Origin of the sequence: Paenarthrobacter sp. R1, assembly GCF_030264015.1 — a bacterium.
GTDB classification, from domain to species: domain Bacteria; phylum Actinomycetota; class Actinomycetes; order Actinomycetales; family Micrococcaceae; genus Arthrobacter; species Arthrobacter ureafaciens.
The window spans coordinates 1,414,524-1,433,679 of the sequence record NZ_CP127115.1 but is presented as its reverse complement, the minus strand read 5'-3'; the positions used below and the strand labels follow the sequence as shown (position 1 = coordinate 1,433,679).

Sequence of the window (19,156 nt, the reverse complement as noted above, 5' to 3'; positions counted from 1 at the left end):
TCAGCCCACCAGCTCATACGCGGGCGTGGTGAGGAAGTCCGTGTACTCGTCGGAGAGGCAGATTTCCTCGATCAGCTTGGAGGCCGGCTCGTAGTACTTGGTGAAGTTCTCGTCACCGAACTCGATGCGAAGGCGTTCGGTCTCTTCGCCGAGGATGCGGGTGACCAGTTCGCGGGTCACGGTGTTGCCGGTGTCCGCGAGGATGGACTTGTTGCGCAGCTGCTGCCACACCTGCGAACGGGAGATTTCCGCCGTCGCAGCGTCTTCCATGAGGTTGTGGATGGCCACGGCGCCACTGCCGGAAATCCAGACGCCGGTGTAGGCGACGGCGACGTACAGGTTCAGGCGCAGCCCGGCCTCTGTGACGGTACCGCCGGCTGAAGCGACGTCGATCAGCTGTTCGGCGGTGACGTTCACCTCGGGGCGCTGCTTGTCGATCTGGTTCTTCTTGCCGCCGTTTTCCGGATCGCCGAGCACGGAGTCGAACACCTCGCGGCACGTGGAGACCAGGTCCGGGTGGGCAACCCAGGATCCGTCGAAGCCGTCGTTTGCTTCGCGGGTCTTGTCGGCGCGGACCTTCTCGAAGGCCGCGGCGGTGACGTCGGGCTGCTTGCGGTTGGGGATCACTGCGGCCATGCCGCCCATGGCGAAGGCGCCGCGCTTGTGGCAGGTCTTGACCAGGAGCTCGGTGTAGGCGCGCATGAACGGGGCGGTCATGGCGACGGTGGCGCGGTCCGGGAGGACGAACTCTTCGCCGGCATCACGGAAGTACTTGATGATGCTGAAGAGGTAGTCCCAGCGGCCGGCGTTCAAACCGGAGGCGTGGTGGCGCAGTTCGTAGAGGATCTCGTCCATCTCGAAGGCGGCAGGGATGGTTTCGATCAGCACCGTGGCACGGATGCTGCCCTGCGGGATGTCGAGGTAGTCCTGGGCAAAGACGAAGACGTCGTTCCAGAGGCGTGCCTCCAGGTGGCTCTCCATCTTGGGCAGGTAGTAGTACGGGCCGTGGCCGTTCTGGAGCAGCTGCTTGGCGATGTGGAAGAAATGCAGGCCGAAGTCCACCAAGCCACCCACAGTGGGTTCGCCGTCGATCAGCAGGTGGCTCTCCTCCATGTGCCAGCCGCGGGGACGTGCCACGACCACCGCAAGGGGAGCGTCCGTGCGCAGGCGGTATTCCTTGCCCTCGGGGGAGGTGAAGCTCAGGGTGCCCCGGGCTGCGTCACGGAGGTTGAGGATGGCGTCGATGACGTTGGGCCATGTGGGAGTGCTGGCGTCCTCGAGGTCGGCGAGCCAGACCTTGGCGCCGGAGTTCAGGGCGTTGATGGCCATCTTGGCCGGGGTGGCCGGGCCGGTCATTTCAACACGGCGGTCCTGCAAAGCCGCAGGAGCCTCGGCGACCTTCCAGTCGCCGTCGCGAATCTCCCGGGTCTCCGGGAGGAAGTCCAGGCGGCTGGTCTCGGCAACCTGCTGACGCTTGGCCTTACGGGCCTGGAGGAGTTCGTTGCGGGTACCTGCGAAGCGCTTGTGCAGTTCCTCGATGAAGCCCAGTGCCTCGGGAGTGAGGATTTCCTCGGCGCGATCGATCGGCCGGGGATCGGTGACTGTGATAGCCATGTGAGCGGATTCCTTTGTCTAGTGCGCTGGTGCTAGCTGGCGGCGTTTTCCTGGGCGGCTGCGGCGACCGCAGCAGCAACCTCGGCGGCAACATGGGGATCGAAGACGCTGGGGATAATGTAGCTCGCGTTGAGCTCGTCGTCAGCCACGCGGTTGGCGATGGCTTCGGCTGCAGCTACCAGCATGTTCGGCGTGATGTCCGATGCTCCGGCGTCGAGCAGGCCGCGGAAGAAGCCGGGGAACGCCAGGACGTTGTTGATCTGGTTGGGGAAGTCGCTGCGGCCCGTTGCCACGACTGCTGCGTGCTTGGACGCGATGCCCGGATCTATTTCCGGGGTGGGGTTGGCCATGGCGAACACGATTGCGTTCTCTGCCATGGAAGCCACCTGCTCCTCGCCGATCACGTGCGGTGCGCTGACGCCGATGAACACGTCGGCACCCTTGAGGGCTTCGTGGAGGGTGCCGGAGAAGCCCTCTTCGTTGGTGTTCGCGGCGATCCAGCTGCGGTGCTCGTCGTCGTACTTTTCGCCAGAGTGGATGGCGCCGGAGCGGCCGGCGGCGACGATGTGCTGTGCGCCCTGTGCCTTGAGGAGCTGGATGATGGCGGAGCCGGCTGCGCCGACGCCGGAGACCACGATCTTGACCTCGGACAGCTTCTTGTCCACGACGCGCAGGGCGTTGACCAGGGCGGCGAGTGTAACGATTGCCGTGCCGTGCTGGTCATCGTGGAAGACCGGGATGTCCAGTTCGTCGCGGAGGCGCTTTTCGATCTCGAAGCAACGCGGTGCGGCGATGTCTTCGAGGTTGATGCCGCCGTAAACCGGTGCCATGGCCTTGGCGATCTTGATGATCTCTTCCGTGTCCTGGGTGTCCAGGCAGACCGGCCAGGCGTCCACGTTGGCGAACTGCTTGAAGAGGGCGGCCTTGCCTTCCATGACCGGAAGGGCGGCGGCGGGGCCGATGTTACCCAGGCCCAGCACGGCCGAGCCGTCGGTGAGGACGGCAATGGTGTTGCGCTTGACCGTGAGGTTGCGGGCAGCGGCAGGGTCCTCGGCGATCGCGAGGCAGACACGTGCGACGCCGGGAGTGTAGGCGCGGGAGAGGTCGTCGCGGTTGCGCAGGGCTACTTTGGGGACGACTTCGAGCTTGCCGCCGAGGTGCATCAGGAAGGTGCGGTCGGAAACATGCTGGACGGAAACGCCGTCGAGGGCGTTCAGGGCATCCTTGACGCGGGCTGCGTGGGCATCGTCCGTGGTGTTGCAGGTGACGTCGACGACGATCGTCTCGTGGTGGGATTCCGTGACGTCCAGCGCGGTGATTGCGGCACCGGCGGCGCCAACTGCGGCAGCCAGTTCGCTCGTCGCGGTGAAGCTCGACGGCGCGGAGACGCGCAGGGTGATCGAGTTACCGGGGCTCGGGTTCGCCATTGAAATTCCTCCTGTTGGGCCCGTTCGAGGGCCGCCGTTCAAAATCGAATGTTTTCGTATTATGGATATTATTATCTGCAAAGTGGAAATACAACCCCTTCGCGGGTCATCTTTGGTCTCGTCGCCAAGGTGTCCGCTGTGCTGTATCTTGGGTGTTCTAAGCAATTCTTTTCACGATGCGGATAAGAGTTGTCGGAATCTGAGTCATTGGAGACAAGGGAATGGCTGAAAAAGCCTCCGGAGGCGTGCAGTCCGTCGAGCGCGTCTTTGAACTGTTGGAACTGATCACCGATGCAGGCGGGGATGTCACGCTCAGCGAGCTGTCGTCGTCCACGGACCTGCCCCTGCCCACCATCCATCGCCTCCTGCGCACCTTGGTGGCCCTTGGCTACATCCGCCAACTGCCCAACCGGCGCTACGCCCTTGGGCCGCGGCTCATCCGGCTCGGCGAGGGTGCCAGCAAGCAGCTCGGCGCCGTGGCGCGTCCCCAGCTCAAGAACCTCGTTGAACGTCTCGGCGAGACCTCCAACATGGCGGTCCTCGACTCGGACATGGTGATCTACGTGGCCCAGGTTCCGTCCATGCACTCCATGCGCATGTTCACCGAGGTCGGCCGCCGCGCCCACACGCACGACACCGGCGTGGGCAAGGCCATCCTGGCGCAACTGGACGACGAGCAGGTCCGCGGCATCGTGGCCCGCACCGGCATGCCTACCCCTACGGCCAAGAGCATCGGAGACATCGACTCCCTGCTGGCAGACCTCAAGCTCATCCGTGAACGCGGCTACTCCATTGACGAGGAGGAGCAGGAACTCGGCGTCCGCTGCTTTGCCATGGCCGTCCCGAACGCTCCCACACCCACGGCGATCTCCGTTTCCGGTCCCATCACCCGTGTGGACCAAAGCTTCGCCGACCGCGCGGTACCCATGCTCCGTGAAGCAGCCCTGGCGATCTCCGCGGAGCTCAACCAAAACTAACCACCGAGTTGGCATTTGATGGCAATGTTTCCTGGAAACATTGCCATCTTTTGTTGTCTCGACGCCCCGGACGTGTGCCGCCATCCCGCCCGGGTGTGTGCCGCCGTCGTACATTCCACGCGACGCGACAAAAGACGACAGCCTCCACACGGGACGCTGCCGTCTTCTGCCGGTGCCGGGAGCTAGTGCTCCGAGGCGCTGTTGGTCTTGATGGGGACTTCATTGCCGTCGGCGTCGATCAGCTTGCCGTTCTCGAAACGGTCGCCTTCGTTGAGGCACTTGATGTCCTCATTGGTGATGATCCGCTCCGTCCCGGCCACGAACACCGACTGGTTGTCCGTGTTGCCGGCCTTGAAGTGGTTGAACAGGATGTTCAGGATGATGGCCATGACTGCCGCCGAGCTGATGCCCGAGTGGAAGATCGTCGAGAACCAGGTGGGGAACTGGTCGTAGAACTTCGGCGCAGCGATGGGGATCATGCCGAAGCCGATCGAAGCCGCAACGATGATCAGGTTCATGTTGTTCTTGTACTCGACCTTGGCGAGGGTGCGGATACCGCTGGCGGCAACCGTTCCAAAGAGTACGACGCCGGCGCCGCCCAGGACGGGCGTCGGAACCGCTGCGACAACACGGCCAAGGATCGGCAGGAGGCCCAGGATCACCAGGATGAGGCCGCCGGCGCTGACGACGAAGCGGCTCTTGATGCCCGTGATGGCCACCAGGCCGACGTTCTGGGCGAAGGCGCTCTGGGTGAAGGAGTTGAACAGCGGAGAGATGGCACTGGAGAGCATGTCGGCGCGCAGGCCGTTGCCGATCCGGCGGGAATCGACCTTGGTGTCAACGATCTCGCCCACAGCGATGATGTCCGCGGAGGTTTCGGTCAGGGTCACCAGGATGACGATCAGCATTGAGATGATCGCAGCGATTTCAAACGTGGGAGCACCGAAAGCGAACGGGGTGGGGAAGGCGACGATGTCGCCCTGGCCAACCTTGGAGAAGTCTGCCATGCCGGAAACGGTGGCGATGATAGTGCCGATGACCATGGCCAGCAGGATGGACAGGCGGGAGATAGCGGCGTTGCCCACCTTGCTGAGGAGCAACACGACGCCCATGGTTGCAGCCGCGAGGCCGATGTTTGCCATGCTGCCGTAGTTGTCTGCCTTGGCGTTGCCGCCCATGGCCCAGTTCGCGGCCACCGGCATGAGAGTCAAACCGATGGTGGTGATCACCGTGCCGGTAACTACCGGCGGGAAGAACTTGATGATCTTTGAAAACAGGGGAGTGATGGCAAGGCCTATCAGCGAGGCCACGATGACCGACCCGAAGACTGCCTGGATCCCGCCGCCGCCTTGGACAATCGCCACCATGGTGGAGACGCCGGCGAAAGAGACGCCCTGGACCAAGGGAAGCTGCGAACCGAACCACGGAATGCCGACGGTCTGAAGGATGGTGGCAAGGCCGCCCACAAAGAGGCAGGCAGCGATCAGGAGGCCGATGTCCTGGGAGGACATGCCGGCTGCGGCACCAATGATCAACGGCGGGGCGATGATGCCGCCGTACATGGTGAGTACGTGCTGGAAGCCGTACGCGAACGTGCTTCCGATGGGCAGCCGCTGGTCCTCGGGACGCTGCGACTTATGCGCGGTGGGATTCGCGGAGCGGGATTTCTTCTTGATGTTCATGGCAGACTCTCTGGGTTCATGGCAGACGTCTTCGTCTGGCTAACTGTGTCTGGCTAACAAAATCTGGGGTTTCCTGGGGTCGGGTTTGTGTACAGGTGCTGCCGGTATGGAGGGGTGCCTCAAGGGCAGGACCTGTACACAAACTCCGGATTGGTTCGGCATTGTTGCCGGGGTCGGCTTGGTTGCCGTGGTCGGCTTCGTGCCGTGCCCGGTTTGGGCCGGTGGGTTTAGCAGAAGCCGGCGATGCCCATCCAAGCGAGCGGTGCGGCGGTGGTGTTGTCGCGCTGGACGGTTGCTTCGATGAGGCCGTACGGGCGGTCGGCGGCGAAGAAGACCTCGTTGGGGTTGTCCTGTCCGAACGGGCTCAGATCAACCAGGAAGTGGTGCTTGTTCGGCATGGAGAACTTGATCTCGTCAACCTCGCTGTGTGCTTCGAGGACCTTCTTGCCCATGTCGAAGAGGGTCTGCTGCAGTGCGTGCGAGTAGTTCTCGGTGAAGCCTTCCAGGAGGAGGGCCTTGATGTCCTCGTAGCTCTTGTTGAAGTCGGTTGCTCCGGCGTCGAGGTTGGTGTTGTAGCGCCAGCGGGCCGATACATCCGTTGCGAGGATGCGGTCCGTGGTTTCGGGGAGGGTGGTGTACTTGTCGCGCGGGTAGCCGACGAAGCCGGACTGCGTGGTCTTCAGGACGGTCAGGTCCTTGAGGCCGGAAATAATGTGCGTGGTTGCGCCATCGCGGACGACGACGGCGGTACGCACCTCTTGTCCGTTGCGGACGAAGCTGTGGTCGTGTCCCTGGCCGTGGGCCTGGATGCGCTCCCATGCGTAGGACTCAGCTTCCCAGCGGCCACCCGTAACCCAGGAGAACTCGCCGGTGAAGTGGTCGGCAAGACGCAGCAGGAACGCTTCCGGAGAGCCGATGCCGTCACGGGCGAAGGCGTACACGGTGTTCTTCTGGGTGTCGGTTGCCACCACATGGCCGTTGTCGCCTTCGAGGTGGGCTGCCTGGAAATCACCGCGGAGCTGCGAGGTGACGTTCAGGTCTTCGATCTGGTGGCGGTCGGTATCCCGGGTGACCTTGACGACGCGGACTTCTGCTTTGCCGTACTGGTTTTCGCCGAGGACGATGTTGTTGCTCATGGTCATATCCCAACTTCTGTGAGGTGGAACGTACGTTCCATCAATGAAATTAAGTGAGTGTTTCCACTCCGTTTCCGGTGGAGCCGACCCAACAAAAAAGAGCCGGCATCCATGGATGCCAGCTCATTACGACCCTGCCTGCTGCTCTCAGGTTACGTGACCTACGCCACGAACTCATTCGAGAGTAGCCCATGGTCTGCCCGCTGTACATGGGTTCCGGGGGATCGTTGTGAATCTTCCGAATGTGACCGGAGCAACTTTCCGTGATCACTGGAGGGGTCTTGACGGGTGTTCTCCGGATTCCCTAGACTTTCCACATATCAATAAAAAGTTTCCAAAATACGGAAACCTTGGATGCTGAAAGAGGAGGATCAGATGGACTCGAAGGATACGGGCAAGGTCGTAGAATTTCCGGCACCGGGTCAGGAGCTGTACCTGCCCTTCGGCGCCACGGATCCGGATTTCTACATTCCGGCCGACTGTGACCGCAAGAGCGGCGGGTTCTCCCGTTGGCTCAGGGCGCTCCCTGTCTTCGGCCGGCAGCGTCCCTGATTTTCTCCGTCCTCAGCGACACGGTTACCTTTCCTCGCCAGCATGGACGGGGAGTCCTGCCGCTGCGGGATTGTCAGGGGTGGACTCTGCGCAACAGAGCCAACGGAGCGGGCGGTACCTGGGGAGGTGCCGCCCGCTTTGTCATGCCTGCCCCACCCCCGCCCGGGTTCCCTCCCGCTCGCCCCGCCCTCCTTCGCCCCCGCCCCTCGCCCGTTTCGACGACTCGCTGCGTATTAGACGACTCCTGCCGTCTAATACGCGGGTAGTCGTCGAAGCCGGGATTTCCACATAGGGCACGTTGAGCCTTCGCTGCTGGAGCGGACTCCAAGACGCTTGTGGAATGACTGGAAAGAAGCAGCGGGAGCTCCCTGCGGGCATGAACCTATGGCGGACCAATGAGCTGGAAGGTGCAGGGTTCAGCGCCCGAACTATTGCCGCCCTGGTCCGGTCCGGTGAGCTGGTCAGGCTCAGGCGCGGTTGCTATATCCGGGGAAGCACTTGGGTGGCGCAAAAGCCGGTTGTCAGAAGCCGTCAACTGATTGCTGCCCATGCCCATGGGACACTTTCGACGTCGGAGGGCAGGATGGTTTACAGCCACACCTCCGCTGCACGCCTGCATCGGCTCTTTCTCTGGAATGTTGACGATCGAGTGCACATCACCCAGGCCAAGACGCCGTCCCGGGTTTCACACGGCAGGGACGTTGTGCCGCACACTGGGAGCCTTAAGGCGGATGAGTTGGTCACCATTGATGGACTTCCCTGTACATCTCTGGAGCGCACGGTAGTGGATTGCTGCCTGACGTTGAGCTATGGGCAAGCCCTGATCATCATGGACCATGCTCTTCGCTTAGGCGCAAGCACGGGCAAACTGTGGGAGATGTGCCGCTCATTGGCAGGACGAAAGGGTGTGCTGACTCTGCGGCGGGTGCTTGAGAATGCTGACGCGAAATCTGAGTCGCCCGGCGAAACCTTGACCCGGGACATCCTGCAAAGGCTCGGCATCGAAACGCCTGAGCTGCAGGTTGCAGTGGCTACCTCCGAAGGGCTGCATCGGATAGACCTCGCGTGGAGAAAGAAGATGGTTGCCCTGGAATTCGACGGCAAGGTTAAGTACTTCGACTATGCGCCAACCGACGAGGTCATATATAGGGAGAGGCAACGGGAGAAGGCCCTGATGGAGCAAGGCTGGCTGTTCATCCGCATCCAGTGGAGGGACTTGTTCAACGAGCAGGCCCTGAAGATGCGGGTACTCAAGGCCCTTGGTATCACCAGTTAGACGACTCGCTGCGTGTTAGACGGTAGGAAGCGTCTAACACGCAGCGAGTCGTCGAAACGGGCGTCGGGCCCGCACGACACGCGCAGCCGGACCTACCCCGCGATCAGCTTCCGGGCTGCGGCCGAGTGCTCCGCGATCAGCCCGGCCACATCCAGATCGGGAATCGCGCCGTCAACAACCCGCCAGGACCCGCCCACCATCACCCGGTCGGCCCGGTCCGCGCCGCAAAGGAGCAGTGCTGCCACAGGATCGTGGCTCCCGGAGAAGCGCAGGGAATCGAGCTTGAACATGGCGAGGTCGGCCTGCATTCCCGGAGCCAACTGCCCGATGTCCGAGCGGCCAAGAACGGCGGCGGATCCTCGGGTCGCCCAGCCGAGCGCGCGGGACACGGGGACCGAGGCGCCGTATCGGAGCCGCTGCAGGTACAGGGCCTGGCGCGCCTCGAGGATCATGTTCGACGCATCGTTGGAGGCAGAACCGTCAACCGCCAGGCCCACTGGAACCCCGGCCGCCTCAAGTTCCAGCACCCGCGCGGTGCCGGACGCCAGCCGCATGTTCGACGTCGGGCAATGCGCGACGGCGGTTCCGGCGGCTCCCAGCCGGGCGATCTCCTCGTCGTTGAAATGGATGCCGTGTCCCAGCCAGGTCCGTGATCCGAGCCAACCGACGGATTCCAGGTAATCAACGGTCCGGAGGCCGAACATGGAGCGGCAGAAGTCCTCCTCGTCGATGGTTTCGGCGAGGTGTGTGTGCAGCCGGACATCGTACTGTTCGGCCATGACCGCGGACTCGGCCATGATTTCCTTGGTCACGGAGAAGGGCGAGCAAGGGGCTAGGGCGATCTGCACGGATGCCCCGGCGCCGGTCTGGTGATACTCACGGATGAGTCGTTCGCTGTCCGCGAGGATCGCCTCCGGTGACTGGACGGTGGTTTGGGGCGGCAGGCCGCCGTCGTCCTCTCCCAAGGTCATGGACCCGCGGGTCAGGGTGGCCCGCATGCCCATGGACCGCACTGCGGAGACTTCAATGTCAATCGCGCCTTCCATGCCGTCCGGGAAGAGGTAGTGGTGGTCGGCGGCGGTGGTGCAGCCGGACAACAGCAGTTCGGCAAGTGCTACCTGCACGGCGAGTTCCAGGCTGCGCGGGGTGAGCCGTGCCCAGACGGGGTAGAGGTTTTGCAGCCACGGGAAAAGGGGAGCGTTGGCCACTGGTCCCCAGGCGCGGGTGAGCGTTTGGTAGAAGTGGTGGTGCGTGTTGATCAGGCCCGGCAGGACGACGTGCGCGGAGGCGTCGAACTCGGTGCAGGGAACCGAAGGGCGGCCTCCGGCGGGCACTAGTTCCACGATGGTGCCGGAATCGGAAACCACCAATCCGTTGCCGGCGTCGAGGTCGTTGGCGGTGAAGATTCCGAGTGGGTTTTTGATCCACAGCATGAAGGGTTCCTTGTCTGGTCGGCGTTTCTGCGTTCCAGCTCAGTTAGGCCCTGTCTGCTGATCCAGGTTCCGGGCGTCACGTCAGCTCCGGTCCCGCCAGAGTAAGATTTCCGACGGCGGCAGTCAACGTCCGTGGGAGCGTCGCCGGTCATATCCGGCGTCAACCGCACTCCAAAGGCAAATTTCACAAGACGAAAAACTTTTTTCAAAAAACGTATGGCGCGGCTCACAGCGTGGGTGTTACGCTCTATCTGCCAAAGGCGGGCACCCGGATCCCGGGAAGCTATCTACCAGGCGCAACTTAACCTTCATCGCACATGCTGAAGCCTGGTAACCAAGCACTGGAGCTCTCTTTTCCGGCGCGCCCCCGACAGGTCACCCGGCTTCCCAGCACTAAGGAAGTCGCAACATGAGTACAACCGTCACGGCCGAACAATTCCTGGCCACATCCATTGAGCTGGCAACGGCCAATGTCCTCAACAGTGGAGGCCCTTTCGGCGCCGTCATTGTTACCGCGGACGGACAAGCCTTCCATGGCGTCAACCGCGTGACCGCCTCGAACGATCCCACCGCCCACGCAGAAGTAACGGCCATCCGCAACGCCTGCAGCGAACTGGGAACCTTCGACCTGAGCGGAGCAACCCTCTACACCAGCTGCGAGCCGTGCCCCATGTGCCTGGCATCCGCACTCTGGGCCCGCATTGACCGCGTGTTCTTCGCGGCCGACCGCCATGACGCCGCGTCCGTCGGCTTCGATGACGCGGTCTTCTACGAGTACTTCGAGAATGACAACCGGGACGAGCTGATGCCGGTATCCAAGTTGGAACTGGGCGACCCCCAGGCTCCGGCGGTCCTCCAGCCGTTCACCACATGGAACACCCTCGATTCCAGGATTGACTACTAGGGCCCGGTGGCTGACATGGAAATCCTGGATACCGCAGACATGCAAAATACCGCTGAAAAGCAGACCGCCGCTGAGAAGCAGGCTGCGCTCCTCCCCAACGGGGACAAGGGCGCAGGGCACGCAGCGGCACACGCAACCACCGCACCCGGAGCAGGCAACGGCAAGAAGCCGCCGAACTTCCTGGACAAGTTCTTCGAGATCTCCAAGCGCGGATCCACGCTCGCCCGGGAATTCCGCGGCGGCCTGGTCACCTTCTTCACCATGGCGTACATCGTCATCCTCAACCCCCTCATCCTGGGCGGCTTCACCGCCGACAACGCTCCCACGGATGTTGCCGGCGGCTGGCTGTCGGCAGCGCAAGTAGGTGCTGTCACGGGCCTCACGGCCGGCGTCATGACCATCGTCTTCGGCCTCGTAGCCAACCTGCCCTTCGGTCTCGCAGCGGGCCTTGGCATCAACTCCTTCCTGGCCGTCGCCGTCATCCAGGAGGTGACGTGGCCCGAAGCCATGGGCCTGGTGGTCATCAACGGCGTCCTGATTGTCCTCTTCGGCGCCACGGGCGCACGGACGGCGATCTTCAAGGCAGTACCCAAGGAACTCAAGGCCGCCATCACCGTTGGCATCGGCCTGTTCATCGCCTTCATCGGCTTCGTCGACTCCGGCTTTGTCCGTCCCACGAAGGGCGGCCCGCCGGTCCAGCTCGGCAACGATGGGTCCATCACGTCCATCCCCACCCTCGTTTTCATCGTCGGATTGCTGGTCATGGGTATCCTCGTGGCACGCAAGATCCAGGGCGGCCTGCTGATCGGCATCGTCGCAACAACCGTCCTCGCCGCTGTTGCCGAGGCCGTGTTCCGGATCGGTCCCGGCAGCGCTGACAACCCCGGCGGCTGGCACCTCAACACCCCGGTGCTCTCCGGCCAGCTGGTGTCAGTCCCGGACCTGAGCCTCGTGGGCCAGTTCGATCTCTTCGGTTCGTTCGCACGGATCGGCGGCCTGGCTGCCACCATGCTGGTCTTCACCCTGGTGTTCACCAACTTCTTCGACGCCATGGGCACCATGACCGGCCTGGCCAAGAGCGCCGGCGTGGCACACAAGGACGGAACGTTCCCCAAGCTGAAGTCCGCCTTCATTGTTGAAGGCATGGGCGCAGTGGTGGGCGGCGCAACGTCCGGTTCGTCCAACACGGTCTACATCGACTCCGCAGCGGGCATCGGCGAAGGCGCCCGCACCGGCCTGGCTTCCGTGGTCACCGGCGCGTTGTTCCTGGGATCGATGTTCTTCACCCCGCTCACCTCGGTGGTTCCGCTGGAAGTTGCAGCTGCTGCCCTGGTGGTTGTGGGCGCGATGATGATGGCCCAGATCCGTGAAATCAAGTTCACCAAGTTCGCCATTGCACTCCCGGCGTTCCTGACAATCGTCACCATGCCACTGACCTACTCGATCGCCAACGGCATCGGCGTCGGATTCATCTCCTTCGCAGTGGTCAACGCGGCGTCCGGCAAAGCCAAGAAAGTGCATCCACTCATGTGGGTGGTCACGGCCGGCTTCGTCATCTACTTCGCCCGCGGCCCGATCAATGCGCTGATGGGCATCTGACCGGGGCGGCAAACCCCGTGCCGGCGGGCAAACCGGCACCCGAAACGGCGTTGAATCCGCTCCCACCGCACGAATAGGCGTCAGCCGTCCTCCCTTATGAGGGAAGGTCCCTTCCACAGCAGGGCACCTGATTAAGGGACGACGGCGGGCGGCGGCCGGGAGCCGATGCTCCGCCATGGAGCGCGCAGCTCCATCGAGTGGGGCAGGGAGATGAAGCCCTGCCCCACTCCACCAAAACCATTGAACTTAGTCAGCGCGACTATCCTCAGCCACCATCCCGAATGAGAATTGAGGCAAGATCGCGCACTGCCCCGGCCGGGCCACCCTGCCGGGACACCTGGAAAAGGACGTGTAGCCATGCTGGATCTGATGCCTTCACTGGGCAGCTGGCGGCCGGCGGTCTCCGGCCAACGGTGCGCTGTGGCAACGATTGTTGGAACCGGCGGCTCGGTTCCGCGGCCCTTGGGGACGTCCATGATGGTCTCGGAAACCGGCGAGATCCTGGGCAGCCTGTCCGGCGGATGCGTGGAAGGGGCCGTGGTTGAAGCGGCGTTGGAAGCAATGCGCGACGGCGGCCCGCGCCTTGAGTCGTTCGGCTACAGTGCGGAGGACGCTTTCGAGGTGGGGCTTACCTGTGGAGGGGAACTGGAAGTCCATATCCAACCCCTCGCGGACGGGCTCTCATCGCTGGCGGACGAATCCACCGCAGCCCGCAACGGCCAGGCCCCAAGCCCCTTGGCACTCATCCGCAGGCTGGACGGCGCAGGGGGAGTCGTCGTCGTGCATGATCCTGTGCGCTTCCGCGCGATGGAGTCCACTGAACTCGCCAAGCTGGTGGGGGACCACCCCGCAACGCTCTTCGCAGCGGCTGCCCAGGTGGAGCCACTGCTTCAAGGCGGCCGCGCCGGTTTGGTGCGGCTGGCCCCGCCCGAGGGTTGCATCGACGGTTGGGTCACGCTGGACCGCTGGGAGGCTCCCCGTGATGAACCGGAACCCCAACCCATCACGCTGTTTGTTGAAAGCCGACTGCCGGCGGCCCGCATGCTGGTGTTCGGAGCCAACGACTTTGGTGCCGCGCTGCTGCCGGCCGGGCAACTCCTGGGCTACGAGGTCACCTTGTGCGACGCACGCCCCGCCTTCGCGCAGCAAAGCCGCTTCGCCGGGGCGGACCAGGTGATCACGGAATGGCCCCACCGCTACCTGGAGAACGAAGCAGAAGCCGGACGCATCGACGCCCGCACCGTGGTCTGCATCCTGACCCACGACCCCAAATTTGATCTTCCCCTGCTGGAAACAGCGCTCAGCCTGAACCTCGCCTACGTGGGGGCCATGGGTTCGCGGCGAAGCCACCGGCAGCGCACTGATGCGCTGCTGGAGAGGGGCACGCCCGCCGGGACCTTGGAACGGCTGCATTCGCCCATCGGGCTGGAGTTGGGCGCCGTCACGCCTGCCGAGGTGGCCGTATCCATCACTGCGGAAATCGTCGCATCGCGGGGAAGCCTGCACGGGGTTGGAGCTTTCCGCTCTCTCAAAGACACTTCCGGTCCAATTCATGCCGGGACCGGCACCCAAGACTCTCTGACCGAGGAGGACTCATGGACATGAACACCATAGAGGCCGTGGTACCCACCACGGATCCGGCCCAGTGGCGGGAAGGGGATGCCTGGCTGGCCGGCGGGACGGTCCTCTTCTCCTACGGAAGCACCGTCCTGCAGCGGCTCCTCGACCTCGGCAATGCCGGCTGGCCCGCCATCACCGTCACCGATGAAGGCATTGAACTCGCCGCCACCTGCACGGTGGCTGAACTGTACGCCTTGCCGGAGTCGGATCAAGCGGCCCACCGCGAATGGCCCGGCCTGGCCCTGGTGCGTCCCAGCTGCGACTCGTTCGTGGCGTCCTTCAAGATCTGGAACATGTCCACCGTGGGCGGCAACCTTTGCACCTCCCTGCCCGCCGGTCCCATGATCTCGCTGTGCGCCGGCCTGGACGGCATGGCCACCATCCTCAGCCCCGACGGCACCAGCCGCAACGTTCCAGTTGCCGATTTCGTCACGGGGGAGATGGAGAACGTCCTGGCCCCGGGTGAGCTGCTGCGGAGCATCCACCTTCCTGCCGAGGCGCTCTCGGCGCGGGTGGCGTTCCGTCGTCTTTCCCTGAGCAACCTCGGCCGTTCCGGGGTGCTGCTGATCGGCCGGCTGGATCCCGTCTTTGGCCTCGTCATCACCGTCACGGCGTCCACCAAGCGGCCCGTGCAGCTGCGGTTCCCCGCCGATCAGGTTCCCGACGCCGCGGCCCTGGCTGCCGCCGTCGAGCATTCCATCCCCCTCGACCTGTACCACGACGACATCCACGGGCTCCCCGCATGGCGGCGTGACATGACCTTCCGGCTCGCAGAGGAAATCCGGGCCGAGTTGCTGGACGAATCCATGACCGTGTCCGGCGACTTCTGGCCCCCGCACGCCACCTCGCCGCAGCCGTCCACGCAACCCGAAACGTCAGGCACCCAGAAGGAGGCCTCCCATGGCAATTGAGATCAACGGCGCTGCCTCGCAGGCCACACCCCGCCCCGGCCAGTGCCTCCGCACCTTCCTCCGCGAGCAAGGCAACTTCGGCGTCAAGAAGGGTTGCGACGGCGGTGACTGCGGGGCCTGCACCGTCCACGTCGACGGCACGCCCGTCCACAGTTGCATCTACCCGGCCGTCCGTGCCGAAGGAAAAGCCGTCACCACCATCGAAGGTCTCGCCACGGCCGACGGACTTCACCCCGTGCAGGAACAGTTCCTCGAGGCGCAAGGCTTCCAGTGCGGCTTCTGCACCGCCGGGATGATGATGACCGCTGCAACCTTCGACGACGAACAGCGCGCCAACCTGCCGCGGAACCTCAAGGGCAACCTCTGCCGGTGCACCGGGTACCGCTCCATTGCGGACGCGGTCTGCGGCCACGGTCCAGACGCGCACGGTCCGGACGCGCACGGTCCAGACGCGCACGGTCCGGACGCGCACGACGCCGGAGCTGACGTTTCCGGCGCACAGTCACCCGCCGCCGTCGAACCTAAGAGCGGTCAGCTGGGCGACAACGTGCCCGCACCCGCCGGCCCGGCCGTGGTCACCGGAACCGCGAGGTATGCCCTTGATGTTCCAGCGGACCAGCTGCCCGGCCTGCTCCATCTCAAGCTGGTCCGTTCACCGCACCCGCACGCACGCATCGTGTCCATCAACAAGGCGCCTGCGCTCGCCGTGCCGGGGGTCGTGGCCGTGTTCACTCATGAAGACGCCCCGCAGCAACTCTTCTCCACCGCCCAGCACGAGCACTACACGGACGATCCCGACGACACCCGCGTCCTGGATAACGTGGTGCGCTTCATCGGGCAGCGGGTTGCCGCCGTCGTAGCGGAATCGGTGGGCGCAGCCGAGGCAGGTGCCCGTGCGCTGGAAGTGGAATACGAGCTCCTGGACGCGGTGTTCACGCCCCTGGAAGCCATCCTTCCCGGTGCTCCCGTCATCCATGGTGACAAAGACGCGGTGGCTACGCGGATCGCCCGGCCCCTGGACAACGTAGTGGCTGAAGTCCACGCGGAGCTCGGCAGCGTGGAGGAGGGTTTTGCGGCCGCTGACTTCGTCCATGAACACACCTACCGGACGCAGCGTGTTCAGCACGTTGCCATGGAAACCCACTCGGCCATCGCGTGGCTTGACGAGGACGGCCGGCTGATGGTCCGCTCCTCCAGCCAGGTTCCGTTCCTGGTCAAGCGAACCCTGGTCCGGCTGTTCGACCTTCCGGAGGAGTCGGTCCGCGTGGTGGCAGGACGCGTCGGCGGCGGCTTCGGGGGCAAGCAGGAAGTGTTGACCGAGGACCTCGTGGCACTTGCGGCGCTGGCCCTCAAACGCCCGGTGCAGTTGGAATTCACCCGGACCGAGCAGTTCATGGCCACCACTACCCGGCACCCCTTCACCATCAAGCTCAAGGCGGGAGCCAACCGCGACGGTTACCTCACGGCCTTGCAGCTGGATGTCATCACCAACACCGGCGCCTACGGAAACCACGCTCCGGGGGTCATGTTCCACGGCTGCGGCGAATCCCTGGCCGTGTACAAGTGCGTCAACAAGAAGGTCGATGCGCAGGCGGTGTATACCAACACGGTTCCTGCAGGTGCCTTCCGCGGCTATGGCCTCAGCCAGATGATCTTCGCGATCGAGTCCGCCATTGATGAGCTTGCAGTCGGAATCGGCATGGACCCGCTGGATTTCCGGCTCAAGAACATGCTCCGGCCCGGCGACCACATGCTCTCCACCACCCCCGAACCCGAAGAAGATGTGCATTACGGCAGCTACGGCCTGGACCAATGCGTGTCACTTGTCCGGGACGCCCTTGACCGCGGCAAGGAACGTTACCGCGCCGCGGGCCTGGATGACCTCGGCCCGGAATGGGTCACCGGCGAAGGCGCGGCACTGTCCATGATCGACACCGTCCCGCCGTGCGGCCACTTCGCCCACACCCGGGTGAGCCTCGAAGCGGACGGCAGGTTCGCCGTCGACGTCGGAACTGCGGAATTCGGGAACGGCACCACAACCGTGCATGCGCAGCTGGCTGCCACCGCGTTGGGGACCTCCGCCTACGCCATTCAGGTGCGGCAGTCGGACACGGACCTGGTGGAGCACGACACCGGCGCCTTCGGTTCGGCAGGGACAGTGGTGGCCGGAAAGGCGACCCTCGCGGCCGCGCTCGAACTCGCCACCCGGATCCAGACCGTCGCCGCATCGCTCACGGGCGTGCCGTTGGCGGATTGCCGCCTGGTGGACGGAGCCGTGGAGTGCGGCGACCGTTCGGTGCCGATGAAGGAAATTTACGACGCCGCCCGCCTCCAAGGCGTCCGCCTCGCCACCGACGGCAACTGGGGAGGCACGCCGCGTTCGGTTGCCTTCAACGTCCACGGATTCAGGGTTGCCGTGAACACCGGAACGGGAGAGCTGCGGATCCTGCAGAGCGTCCAGGCCGCCGACGCCGGCGTCGTGGTCAACCCGCGCCAATGCCGGGGGCAGATCGAGGGCGGTATTGCGCAGGCCTTGGGTGCCACGCTGTATGAAGAGGTCAAAGTTGACGACTCCGGGCACGTGACCACGGACATCCTGCGGCAGTACCACATCCCGTCCTTCGCGGACGTGCCCCGGAGCGAGGTCTACTTCGCCAAGACCAATGACTCCACGGGGCCGCTCGGCGCCAAGTCCATGAGCGAGAGTCCGTTCAACCCCGTGGCACCGGCGTTGGCCAACGCGATCCGGAACGCGACCGGGGTGCGCTTCGGCGAACTCCCCATCGCGCGGGACAAGATCTACCTCGCCCTCCGCGACCGCACCCTGGTACCCAACTAACCAACCCCACCCCGCCCCGCCCAGCACCCAACTAGGTCGCAGTAGTGCGCGTTTAGACCCGTCAAAACGCGCACTATTGCGACCTACTTGGGTTAAAACGGGGGAGCGGGTGCGGGCTAAAGAGGGGTGCGGATCAGGCTTCGAGCAGGTGCAGCTGGTCCTTGGTATCCAGGTCCTCGCCGGAGCAGAGGTCGCTGCAATCCACCAGGTCCACCAGACCCGGGTGCGCCTTGAGGAAGGACCGCGCCCCCGTGTCACCTTTCGCCGCTTCCGCGGCTTGCTCGCGGAGCCCGACGTCGATGATCAGCGGGTGCCGACGCTTCAGGTGGCCCGCATCATCGGGGTAGGCCGCCGCAGTGATCCGGCCGGGACGGTGGGCGCCCAGTAACCTGCTGACCGCCGTCGGGGTCAGTCCGGGCTGGTCCACCAGAGCCACCAGGATGCTGTTGTTGGGGTTGGCGGCCTCGATGCCGGTGCGGAACGAGCCCGCCATTCCCTTGGCCCAATCGGCGTTTTCCACCACCGTGTAGCGATCCAGGTCGGTGTTCTTCCGGATGTTGGCCGCCTCGGCACCGAGCACCACCACCACCTCGCGGCACCCGCCGTCATACAGGGTTTCGGCCAGCACTTCCACCAGGGTGCGCCCCCGGAAGGGGAGCAGTGCTTTGGGGCCGCGGCCCAGACGGGTGCCTGCCCCGGCCGCCAACAGGACGCCGGTGATCTGTGATGAGCCGGAGTGAGTCATATCCTCACCATACGCGCGGCATTCGACGGGGTCTCTAGGTCCATGCAGGCTTTTGAGGGTTATCTACCGGAATTGGTTGAAAAACTACTGGCGGGTAGGGCTTTTGGCGCCTTCGCGGGCCTATTAGGGTCTGAAGGGAATTGTTCAAATCAGCTCTGATGCAATGACGCGTGGAGGACAAACAAAGATGGCGGGCAGTTTCGAAATTCTCAAGGCCGGACCCAGCACCTTCCGGTTCCGGCTCACGGCCGACGACGGCACCGTTGTGGCAGTGTCGCCACAGTTTCCCAACCTGAAGGCGGTTGTAGCCGGGATCAATGCAGTCCGCGAAAATGCGGCCACCGGGTTTGTGGTGGATCGGCGCAGCTTGCGAACGTAGGTCCTGTTGGAACAAAAAAGCGGCGGCAGTGTTCATGAAGAACACTGCCGCCGCTTTTTGTT

Annotated in this window: 15 protein-coding genes; 9 read left to right on the top strand and 6 right to left on the bottom strand. The window is 64.1% G+C overall.

Annotated elements, in window-relative coordinates; genetic code table 11:
• Together aceB and QN084_RS06905 are read right to left on the bottom strand one after the other, a co-directional pair.
• Window positions 1–1,614 carry a malate synthase A gene (gene aceB, locus QN084_RS06910; protein ID WP_021473439.1) on the bottom strand — a complete coding sequence of 538 codons (1,614 nt, stop codon included), beginning with the start codon at window positions 1,612–1,614 and terminating at the stop codon, window positions 1–3.
• 32 nt (window positions 1,615–1,646) lie between these two features.
• Entirely contained in the window at window positions 1,647–3,041 is a 1,395-nt protein-coding gene (locus QN084_RS06905; RefSeq protein ID WP_069696113.1) for an NAD-dependent malic enzyme, read from the bottom strand.
• 221 nt (window positions 3,042–3,262) lie between these two features.
• Here QN084_RS06905 and QN084_RS06900 point away from each other — a divergent pair, with 221 nt between their 5' ends.
• On the top strand, window positions 3,263–4,018 hold the full coding sequence (locus tag QN084_RS06900; protein ID WP_021473437.1) for an IclR family transcriptional regulator: 756 nt from the start codon (window positions 3,263–3,265) through the stop codon (window positions 4,016–4,018).
• A 182-nt stretch (window positions 4,019–4,200) separates the two neighbouring features.
• Here the strand turns inward: QN084_RS06900 and QN084_RS06895 are convergent, their stop codons facing one another.
• Both QN084_RS06895 and pucL read right to left on the bottom strand, forming a co-directional pair.
• Window positions 4,201–5,700, bottom strand: a complete 1,500-nt coding sequence (locus QN084_RS06895) for a nucleobase:cation symporter-2 family protein (protein ID WP_021473436.1) — start codon at window positions 5,698–5,700, stop codon at window positions 4,201–4,203.
• Window positions 5,701–5,927: 227 nt separating this feature from the next.
• Entirely contained in the window at window positions 5,928–6,842 is a 915-nt protein-coding gene (pucL, locus tag QN084_RS06890) for a factor-independent urate hydroxylase (protein WP_021473435.1), read from the bottom strand.
• 369 nt (window positions 6,843–7,211) lie between these two features.
• On the opposite strand from pucL, the gene QN084_RS06885 reads away from it, so the two are divergent.
• Together QN084_RS06885 and QN084_RS06880 are read left to right on the top strand one after the other, a co-directional pair.
• Window positions 7,212–7,388, top strand: a complete 177-nt coding sequence (locus QN084_RS06885; protein ID WP_164888665.1) for a hypothetical protein — start codon at window positions 7,212–7,214, stop codon at window positions 7,386–7,388.
• Between the two features lie 340 nt (window positions 7,389–7,728).
• Window positions 7,729–8,664: a type IV toxin-antitoxin system AbiEi family antitoxin domain-containing protein gene (locus QN084_RS06880; RefSeq protein ID WP_069696112.1), complete on the top strand. Its 936-nt coding sequence runs from the start codon at window positions 7,729–7,731 to the stop codon at window positions 8,662–8,664.
• 92 nt (window positions 8,665–8,756) lie between these two features.
• Here the strand turns inward: QN084_RS06880 and QN084_RS06875 are convergent, their stop codons facing one another.
• The gene (locus tag QN084_RS06875; protein WP_069696111.1) at window positions 8,757–10,097 is read right to left on the bottom strand and encodes an 8-oxoguanine deaminase; all 1,341 of its coding nucleotides are present in this window, start codon (window positions 10,095–10,097) and stop codon (window positions 8,757–8,759) included.
• A 409-nt stretch (window positions 10,098–10,506) separates the two neighbouring features.
• Here QN084_RS06875 and QN084_RS06870 point away from each other — a divergent pair, with 409 nt between their 5' ends.
• From QN084_RS06870 to QN084_RS06850, 5 genes are all read left to right on the top strand, one after another.
• Entirely contained in the window at window positions 10,507–11,001 is a 495-nt protein-coding gene (locus tag QN084_RS06870; RefSeq protein ID WP_021473431.1) for a nucleoside deaminase, read from the top strand.
• A gap of 6 nt (window positions 11,002–11,007) precedes the next feature.
• Window positions 11,008–12,600, top strand: a complete 1,593-nt coding sequence (locus QN084_RS06865; RefSeq protein WP_069696110.1) for an NCS2 family permease — start codon at window positions 11,008–11,010, stop codon at window positions 12,598–12,600.
• Window positions 12,601–12,957: 357 nt separating this feature from the next.
• Window positions 12,958–14,205: an XdhC family protein gene (locus tag QN084_RS06860; protein WP_021473429.1), complete on the top strand. Its 1,248-nt coding sequence runs from the start codon at window positions 12,958–12,960 to the stop codon at window positions 14,203–14,205.
• A complete protein-coding gene (locus QN084_RS06855) occupies window positions 14,196–15,131 on the top strand; it encodes an FAD binding domain-containing protein (RefSeq protein ID WP_069696109.1) in 936 nt (311 codons plus the stop codon). The genes QN084_RS06860 and QN084_RS06855 overlap by 10 nt, the downstream gene beginning before the upstream one ends.
• On the top strand, window positions 15,121–17,970 hold the full coding sequence (locus tag QN084_RS06850) for a molybdopterin-dependent oxidoreductase (protein WP_069696843.1): 2,850 nt from the start codon (window positions 15,121–15,123) through the stop codon (window positions 17,968–17,970). The genes QN084_RS06855 and QN084_RS06850 overlap by 11 nt, the downstream gene beginning before the upstream one ends.
• Window positions 17,971–18,103: 133 nt before the next feature.
• Here QN084_RS06850 and nboR read toward each other — a convergent pair whose 3' ends face one another.
• Entirely contained in the window at window positions 18,104–18,715 is a 612-nt protein-coding gene (gene nboR / locus QN084_RS06845; RefSeq protein WP_021473426.1) for a nicotine blue oxidoreductase, read from the bottom strand.
• Between the two features lie 187 nt (window positions 18,716–18,902).
• On the opposite strand from nboR, the gene QN084_RS06840 reads away from it, so the two are divergent.
• A complete protein-coding gene (locus QN084_RS06840; protein ID WP_021473425.1) occupies window positions 18,903–19,094 on the top strand; it encodes a YegP family protein in 192 nt (63 codons plus the stop codon).
• The last annotated feature ends 62 nt before the right edge of the window (window positions 19,095–19,156 follow it).